Origin of the sequence: Thiohalocapsa marina (assembly GCF_008632335.1) — a bacterium.
Taxonomy (GTDB): Bacteria; Pseudomonadota; Gammaproteobacteria; order Chromatiales; family Chromatiaceae; genus Thiohalocapsa; species Thiohalocapsa marina.
Window position 1 is genome coordinate 38,530 of record NZ_VWXX01000035.1, and the last position, 7,719, is coordinate 46,248.

Annotated in this window: 6 protein-coding genes and 3 pseudogenes; 4 read left to right on the forward strand and 5 right to left on the reverse strand. The window is 65.4% G+C overall.

The window, feature by feature from the left end; all coding sequences use genetic code 11:
• Positions 1 to 65: 65 nt before the first annotated feature.
• Entirely contained in the window at positions 66 to 1,109 is a 1,044-nt protein-coding gene (locus tag F2Q65_RS16295; protein ID WP_150094467.1) for a substrate-binding domain-containing protein, read from the reverse strand.
• 381 nt (positions 1,110 to 1,490) lie between these two features.
• Here F2Q65_RS16295 and pstS point away from each other — a divergent pair, with 381 nt between their 5' ends.
• Entirely contained in the window at positions 1,491 to 2,570 is a 1,080-nt protein-coding gene (gene pstS / locus F2Q65_RS16300; RefSeq protein WP_170265781.1) for a phosphate ABC transporter substrate-binding protein PstS, read from the forward strand.
• 78 nt (positions 2,571 to 2,648) lie between these two features.
• A complete protein-coding gene (locus tag F2Q65_RS20235; protein ID WP_281291051.1) occupies positions 2,649 to 2,777 on the forward strand; it encodes a hypothetical protein in 129 nt (42 codons plus the stop codon).
• 175 nt (positions 2,778 to 2,952) lie between these two features.
• On the opposite strand, the gene F2Q65_RS16305 is transcribed toward F2Q65_RS20235, so the two are convergent.
• A complete protein-coding gene (locus F2Q65_RS16305) occupies positions 2,953 to 3,567 on the reverse strand; it encodes an epoxyqueuosine reductase QueH (RefSeq protein WP_150094469.1) in 615 nt (204 codons plus the stop codon).
• Entirely contained in the window at positions 3,488 to 4,381 is an 894-nt protein-coding gene (locus F2Q65_RS16310; protein ID WP_150094470.1) for a LysR family transcriptional regulator, read from the reverse strand. The genes F2Q65_RS16305 and F2Q65_RS16310 overlap by 80 nt, the downstream gene beginning before the upstream one ends.
• A 111-nt stretch (positions 4,382 to 4,492) precedes the next feature.
• Between F2Q65_RS16310 and metE the strand changes: the two genes are divergently transcribed.
• Both metE and glyA read left to right on the forward strand, forming a co-directional pair.
• On the forward strand, positions 4,493 to 6,784 hold the full coding sequence (metE, locus tag F2Q65_RS16315) for a 5-methyltetrahydropteroyltriglutamate--homocysteine S-methyltransferase (RefSeq protein WP_150094471.1): 2,292 nt from the start codon (positions 4,493 to 4,495) through the stop codon (positions 6,782 to 6,784).
• Positions 6,785 to 6,878: 94 nt separating this feature from the next.
• Positions 6,879 to 7,131: pseudogene (gene glyA, locus F2Q65_RS16320) on the forward strand (serine hydroxymethyltransferase); the annotation flags it as partial.
• A gap of 9 nt (positions 7,132 to 7,140) precedes the next feature.
• On the opposite strand, the pseudogene F2Q65_RS20485 reads toward glyA, so the two are convergent.
• Both F2Q65_RS20485 and F2Q65_RS16325 read right to left on the reverse strand, forming a co-directional pair.
• Positions 7,141 to 7,335 (reverse strand): annotated as a pseudogene (locus F2Q65_RS20485) (hypothetical protein); the annotation flags it as partial.
• 50 nt (positions 7,336 to 7,385) lie between these two features.
• Positions 7,386 to 7,719 (reverse strand): annotated as a pseudogene (locus F2Q65_RS16325) (transposase); the annotation flags it as partial.

The following is a 7,719-nucleotide window of genomic DNA, read 5'->3' on the forward strand; positions in this document are numbered from 1 at the left end:
CGGACCGCTGGCGGTTGCGAACGACGCCGTCGTGACCAAGACGAGGGCGCAAGCCGAGCCAGCGCTTATTTCGGGCTCGACATCGGCTCCAAGGCTTGTGACGACTTGGCCACCTCGGCGCGCATCGCATCCGGCAGCGGGATCAAACCCTTGCTCGGCAGGTAGCCATCCGGACCCCAGGCGTTCTCGCTGGTAAACGCGGTCACGTACTCCTGAATGCCAGGGATGGTGCCGACGTGGGCGTTCTTGACATAGAAGTACAGCGAACGCGAGACCGGATAGTCGCCGGCGGCAATGTTGTCGAAGGTCGGCTCGACGCCTTCGATGATCGTGCCCTGAAGCTTGTCGACATTCTGGTCGAGGAAGCTGAAGCCGAACACGCCGAGCGCGTCCGGGTTCGAGTCCAACTTCTGCACGATCAGGTTGTCATTCTCGCCGGCCTCGACATAGGCACCGTCCTCACGCACCGAACGGCAGACCGCCTTGTACTGGTTCTTGTCTTCCTTCTTCATCGCGGCGATCCAATCGAAGGTCTTGCAGCCACCTTCCATTGCGATCTCGGCGAAGGCATCACGGGTGCCGGAGGTCGGCGGCGGGCCGAGCACCTCGATGGCGACATCGGGCAGCTCTGGGTTGACCTCCTTCCAGGTCTTGTAGGGGTTCGGGACGAGTTCCTCGCCGCCCTCGGGATTCGGCACATCCTTGGCCAGCGCCAGCCACAGATCACGCAGCGAAATCTTCAGCTGTGGCGCCTTCTTCGAGTTGGCGACCGCGATCCCGTCGTAACCGATCATGACCTCGGTGATCTCCTTGACGCCATTCTCCTGGCACTGCTCGAACTCCGAGACCTTCATCCGACGCGAAGCGTTGGTCACATCCGGATGCTCGACGCCGACGCCGGCGCAGAACAGCTTCATGCCGCCACCCGAGCCAGTCGACTCGATCTTTGGCGTCTTGAACGCGGTGGCGTTACCGAAGTTCTCGGCGACCGTGGTCGCGAACGGGAACACGGTCGAGGAGCCAACGATGTTGATGCTGTCACGCGCCATCGCCACCGACGACAGCGACAGGGTGCCAAGCACGGCAAGGGTCAGTACGGATTTCTTCATGGAGAGACTCCATCAGCGGGTGAGTTGGACCCCGTATTGTCGGCTTCAACGATGGAGATGGCGTGACGATGAGATTGCAGTTTGATGACAGCGAGCAAGATCGCGCGGGCGCCCCGCTATCGGCGCCCAATGATGCGACGCATCGCCTGTTCAACCCGATAACTGGGCACCGAGAAACCGATGCCGAGGTTACGGATAGGAAAGCCTCTGTTACCTTTACTGGCGGTGTACTATCACTTCCGTCGCTGGCGGCACGATGGGACCTGGGTACCGCCACGGCGAGCGCCTGTCGTCAATTGGTCGTCACGAATTCTTCACTTGGTATATCGGATTATTCGTATATATTATTTGCCATACTTAATCTGCTTTTCGGAGTACGGCATGCTCAAACTGATCAACCGCAGGACCTTGGCAGTCGTCGCCTCGATTACCGGGATGCTCTTAGTCGGCGCATGCGACCGGGCAGACGAGACGGCAACAACATCCGTGGAGACGGTCGCGACCGAGATGACCTTGACGGGCGCCGGCTCCTCGTTCGCCGCGCCTATCATCAAGCACTGGTTCGAGGTCTATGGGGCGGGCCAGCCCGATGTCTCCCTGCGTTATGACTCGGTTGGCAGCGGTGCCGGCATCGAGCGCTTCCTGGCCGGCGACGTCGACATCGGTGCCACCGATGCCCCTTTGCAGCCCGACGAGGTCGCGCAGGCAGACGGCGCAGTCCTGCAGTTGCCCGTGACCGGCGGCATGATCGCAATTGCCTACAACCTGCCTAACATCCAGGGGCCGCTCAATCTTCCGAGAGACGTGTATCCGGCCATCTTCCTTGGGGAGATCACGCGCTGGGACGATCCGCGCATCGCCGCGGCGAATCCAGGCATCAACCTGCCCGGCAAGGCCATCCAGGTGGTGGCCCGGCGCGACGCCAGCGGCACCACCTTCGCCTTCACCAATCACCTTGCCGCCATCAGCGAGGCCTGGGCGGCAGGGCCGGGCGTTGGCAAGCGCATCGATTGGCCCGGCGGGGCGATGGAGGCCAACGGCAACGAGGGTGTCGCCCAGCGCATTCAGGTGACCGAGAACGCCATCGGCTATGTGGAGGCCGGTTTCGCGGAGCGCCTGGGGCTGCCGCTGGCCTGGCTCGAGAACCGCGCTGGCGGCTTGGTGCATCCGAACGTCGAGACCGGTCGGCGCGGGCTCGCGGATGGTGCCGATACGCCCCCGGACGCGCTGACCCGCACCAACCCCGATCCTCGGGGCGCGCGCTCCTATCCCATCGTCACCTACACCTGGGCGCTGATCCGGGCAGACTACGATACGCCGGAGCAAACCTCGGCCGTGCATGACCTGGTGCGCTGGATGCTCAGCGACGGCCAGGCGGGCGCCGAATCACTCTACTATGTGCCGCTGCCGGAGAACCTCATGCAGGCTGCCCTGGCCGCGCTTGACGGATTCGAGCACTGAATCTCGGCGCGGAGCGCGCACTTGGATGGAACGCACCAACGGATAACGGATAGGAAATCCATCTGTCGACCGCGCGCGATGCCTGTTGCAGGCCGAAGCGACGCGCTGGAGCAGGGCTCGGGGGCATGCCGGACGGCGGCAGAACGACTGTTGTTGCTGCTGCTTGGCCTGTTCACACTGCGCGTCGGCGTCGAGCTGCGCTATTAGCGCGTCGTTGATGTGCGCGGCGAACGCGGGCGGTCGCCCGCGCGGTCGCGGCCAGCAGCGCTGATGCGCGTCGCGGGCGCGCTGCACGGCCGCGAGCGCCGCGCAGGCTTGTGCGCTGGCCCGCTCGGCCTGCTCGAGGGCGCGCGCCAAGGGCAAGGCGGTGGCCCTGGAGACCTCACGCTGGAGGTGGAACAGATCCGGCGAGTGATGGGCGCCAAGGTCGCGTTCGACGTGGCGCAGCAGCCCCTTGGTCTCGTCGCCGACGCCTTGAACCACCTCCACGCGCAGGCCCGCGAGCGCCTCGTTTCTTGCGCCAGTTGCAGTCCCAGTAGATCAGGCCGGGGTACTGCGTGGCGGCGCGGTGCCCGCAGTCGCGGACCTGTTCCTGATCCTTCCAGCGCGAGATGCCCAGCGAGGTCGCCATGACCGGGAAGCCATGTGCATGGGCATAGCGCGCGGTGCGCTCCAGACGCATGTCGAAGCAGAGGGTACAGCGGCGCCCCCGCTCGGGCTCCTGCTCCAGGCCCCGCGTTTGCTCGACCCAGTCGTCGTGGTCGTCGTCGGCGTCCACAAAGGACACGCCGAGCTTTTCGGTGAAGCGGGCTGCCTCGTCCTTGCGCCGCTGGTACTCCGAGCGCGGATGGATATTCGGGTTCAGGGCAGCGGTTCGCGCTCGATGGCGTCGGTGAGCGTCATGTCGTTCATCCCCTTTAGTTGCGGTGCTCGCGCCCAAGCTCGACGAAGGCGCGCAGGTAGGCGGTCTGCGCGTCGGCCGCTCGAATGCCGACAAAGATCTGCTTGGTCACGCCTTGGGTGCCAAGCCGCACCGCGGTGAGCTCCAGCTTGGGCGCGTATTCTTCCACCAGCCAGCGCGGCAGGGCCGCCACACCGCGTCCGCTGGCGACCATCTGAAGCATGATGTCGGTCGTTTCGATCGGCTTGTGGCGCTTGGGCCGGATGCCGGCCGGCAAGAGGAACTGGGTGTAGATGTCGAGCCGGTCGATGGCGATCGGATAGGTGATGAGGGTCTCGCGGGCGAGCTGCTCCGGCTGCACGAAGGGGGCCGCGCGCAGGGGATGCTGCGGACCAACGACCAGCACCTGCTCATAGTCGAGCACCGGCTCGAACCGCAGCCCCGTCTCGTAGAGCGGATCGGGTGTCACCAGCAGATCGATCTCGTGGGCGAAGAGCGCGCCGATGCCGCCGAACTGAAACTCCTGCTTCACGTCCACGTCCACGTCCGGCCAGGCGGCGAGATAGGGCGCGACCACCTTAAGCAGCCAGGCGTAACAGGGATGGCACTCGATGCCGATGCGCAGCGTCCCGCGCTCCCCTTGGGCGAACTGGCGCAGGCGTGCCTCCGCATGGGTGAGCTGCGGCAGCAGACGGTTGGCGACCGACAGCAGATACTCGCCCGCCTGCGTGGGGCGCAGGCGGCGGCTTTCACGGGTCCAGAGCGCAACGCCGAGCTGATCCTCCAGCTTGCGCACGGCATGGCTCAGGGCAGATTGCGTCAGGTTCAGCCGCTCGGCGGCGGCGGTCAGCGACCCATACTGGTCGACGGCGCGGACGATGGCGAGATGGCTTCGTTCGAGTTGGGTCATAGGGCCAGATATGGATGAATACAGCTCATGGATAGCTGAAAAAATACCATTTTTCGTCATGCTTTGAGCGCCGGAGAATACCGCCCTGTGTCAACCAACAGGGCAATCGCAATGGCCATCACCCACAATCTCGGCTTTCCCCGCATCGGCGCCAAGCGCGAGCTCAAGTTCGCGGCGGAGTCCTACTGGAAGGGGCAGTCTTCGCTTGCTGCGCTGACCTCGGTCGGCGCCGAGCTGCGCGCACGCCACTGGCAGGACCAGGCCGGTCTGGATTTGGTGCCGGTGGGCGACTTCTCCTTCTACGACCAGATGCTCGATATGAGCGTCACGCTCGGCAACCTGCCCGAGCGGGTGCGTGGCTTCGGCGGCGACGCGCTGGACAACTATTTTCGCGTGGCCCGCGGTCGCTCCGCTGCGGCGGCGGACGAGCAGGCCGGCTGTGCGGGCGTCTGGGCCGGCGAGATGACCAAGTGGTTCGACACCAATTACCACTACATCGTGCCGGAGTTCACCGCCGTGACGACCTTCTCGCTCGACGCCTCGCGGCTGCTCACTCAGCTTACCGAGGCCAAGGCCCGGGGCGTCGCGGCCAAGCCGGTCATCATCGGCCCGGTGACCTATCTTGCGCTCGGCAAGAGCAAGGACGAATCCGACCGGCTCGATCTATTGGAGCGCCTGCTGCCGGTCTACGCCGAGCTGCTCCAGGTCCTCGCCGCGGAGGGTGTGGACTGGGTGCAGATCGACGAACCCATCCTGGTCACGGAGCTGGACGTGCGCTGGCGCCACGCCTTCGAGGTCGCCTACCACTCCTTGAAGGGGACTCCGGTCAAGCTGTTGCTGGCCACCTATTTTGGCGAGCTTCAGGACCAGCGCTATCTGGTGGCCAACCTGCCAGTGGCCGGGGTGCACATCGACGCCGTCCGCGGGCGTGACGATGTGGTTCCGCTGTTGAACCTCTTGCCGTCCACCAAGGTCTTGTCCCTCGGCATCATCGACGGGCGCAACATCTGGAAGACGGATCTGAACGGGGTGCTCGATTGGCTGGAGCCGATCCAGGAACAGCTCGGCGAGCGTCTATGGATCGCGCCCTCCTGCTCGCTGCTGCATGTCCCGGTGGACCTGGACAGTGAAGATAGGCTCGACGCCGAGGTTTGGTCTTGGCTCGCCTTCGCGAAGCAGAAGCTCTCGGAGCTGCGGGTGCTGGCGACGGCGCTGAACGACGGGCGCCAAGCGGTGCAGGCGGAGCTTGAAGCAAACCGTGCCGCTTGTGAGGGTCGGCGTCGCTCACCACGGGTCAACAACCCCGCGGTCAAGGCCGCGGTCGCGAGGATCGATTCGCGGATGGGCCAGCGCCAAAGCCCCTATGCGGAGCGTGCGGCCAAGCAGGCCGAGCTGCTGGCACTCCCCAAGTTCCCGACCACCACCATCGGCTCCTTTCCACAGACCCGGGAGATCCGCCAGGCGCGTGCGGACTTCAAGGCGGGCCGTCTGGATGCGGAAGGCTACCAGGCGACAATGAAGGCCGAGATCGCCCGCTGCGTGCGCGAGCAGGAGCTGATCGGGCTGGACGTGCTGGTGCACGGCGAGGCCGAGCGCAACGACATGGTCGAGTACTTCGGCGAGCAGCTCGAGGGTTACGCCTTCAGCCGCTACGGCTGGGTGCAGTCCTATGGCTCGCGCTGCGTGAAGCCGCCGATCCTGTTCGGCGACATCAGTCGGCCCAAGCCCATGACCGTCGGCTGGATCACCTATGCCCAGTCACTGACGGACAAGCCGATGAAGGGCATGCTGACGGCCCCGGTGACCATGCTGAACTGGTCCTTCGTGCGCGACGACCAGCCGCGCTCCGACACCTGCCGACAGTTGGCCCTGGCGATCCGCGCGGAGGTGGTCGATCTGGAGCGCGCCGGCGTGAAGGTGATCCAGATCGACGAGCCGGCGTTCCGCGAAGGGCTGCCGCTGCGCAAGTCGCAATGGCAGGCGTATCTGGACTGGGCGGTGGAGTGCTTCCGCATCGCTGCCAACGGCGTGGCGGACGAGACCCAGATCCACACCCACATGTGCTACTCGGAGTTCAACGACATCATCGGCTCCATCGCCGATCTGGACGCCGATGCCATCACCATCGAGACCGCCCGCTCCGACATGGAGCTGCTCGATGCCTTCGACGACTTCCGCTACCCGAATGACATCGGCCCCGGCGTCTATGACATCCACTCGCCGAATATCCCGGCCGAGGCGCGCATGGTGGCGCTGATGCGGAAGGCCGCCGAGCGCATTCCGGCCGAGCGACTCTGGGTGAATCCGGACTGCGGACTCAAAACCCGGCAGTGGGAGGAGGTGATTCCATCGCTGACCAGTATGGTCGCCGCGGCGAAGACGCTGCGCACCACGCTCTCCTGAGCGGCGCGCGCCGGCAGCAGCCAGCCCGCCCTCTCGCATCCCCACTGCACGAATCCCGGCGCCGAGCCGGGATTCGGCCATTGGAGCCGCCCCGATGTTCGAACGTGCCAGCAATACCCTGGATCGGATCGACCCCGAGCTCTTCGCCGTCATCGAGCAGGAGAACCGACGCCAGGAGGATCACATCGTACTGGTCGCCTCGGAGAACGACACCTCTCCGGCGGTGATGGCAGCCCAAGGGCTCGCAGCTCACCAACAAGTATGCCGAGGGTTATCCCGGCAAGCGCTACTACGGCGGCTGCGAGCACGTCGACGTAGCTCAGCCGCGTCTGGCCATGGTGCAGGCGGCCGATCGCAGACAGCAGGAGCAGCGGCTTGTGCGGCGCCCTTCGCTCCCCGCGACGGTAGACCTTGAGTGTCGCGATCCGCTCGAGCAGATCGCTTGCTTTGTCGGCCATCTCACGGATACGACGGATAGGAAATCCAACTGTCGACCTCGCGCGATGCCTGTTGCAGGCCGAAGCGACGCGCTGGAGCGGGCTCGGGGTCATGCCGGACGGCGGCAGAACGAGGGGTCTCAGCACCGCTTTCCGCAGGAGACGACAGCCGCCGCACGCAGGGGCGAGTTGGGGGCGAGCACACCGTGGTAGCGGTGGCGGTGGCGGCCAATCTGTGAACAACCCGTGCCGCGAGCTGGTCGATCAGCGCCAGTGGCGTGAGCATCAGCGCTGTGGTGCCGTCACGCTGTGGTTTGGGCAACCGGTAGACGACACGTTCGGCGTCGAGCAGTTCCAGACGCTCCAGCGCGAAGGTTGGGCGGGCACAATAGCGCAGCAGCCGCTCCCTGCTCCGAATGGGGCCCAGCGCGATCGTGCGCGCCCACGCGCACCGCGGCATCGAGTGAGAATCCGCTGTTCTCCCAAGCGAGCATCTCG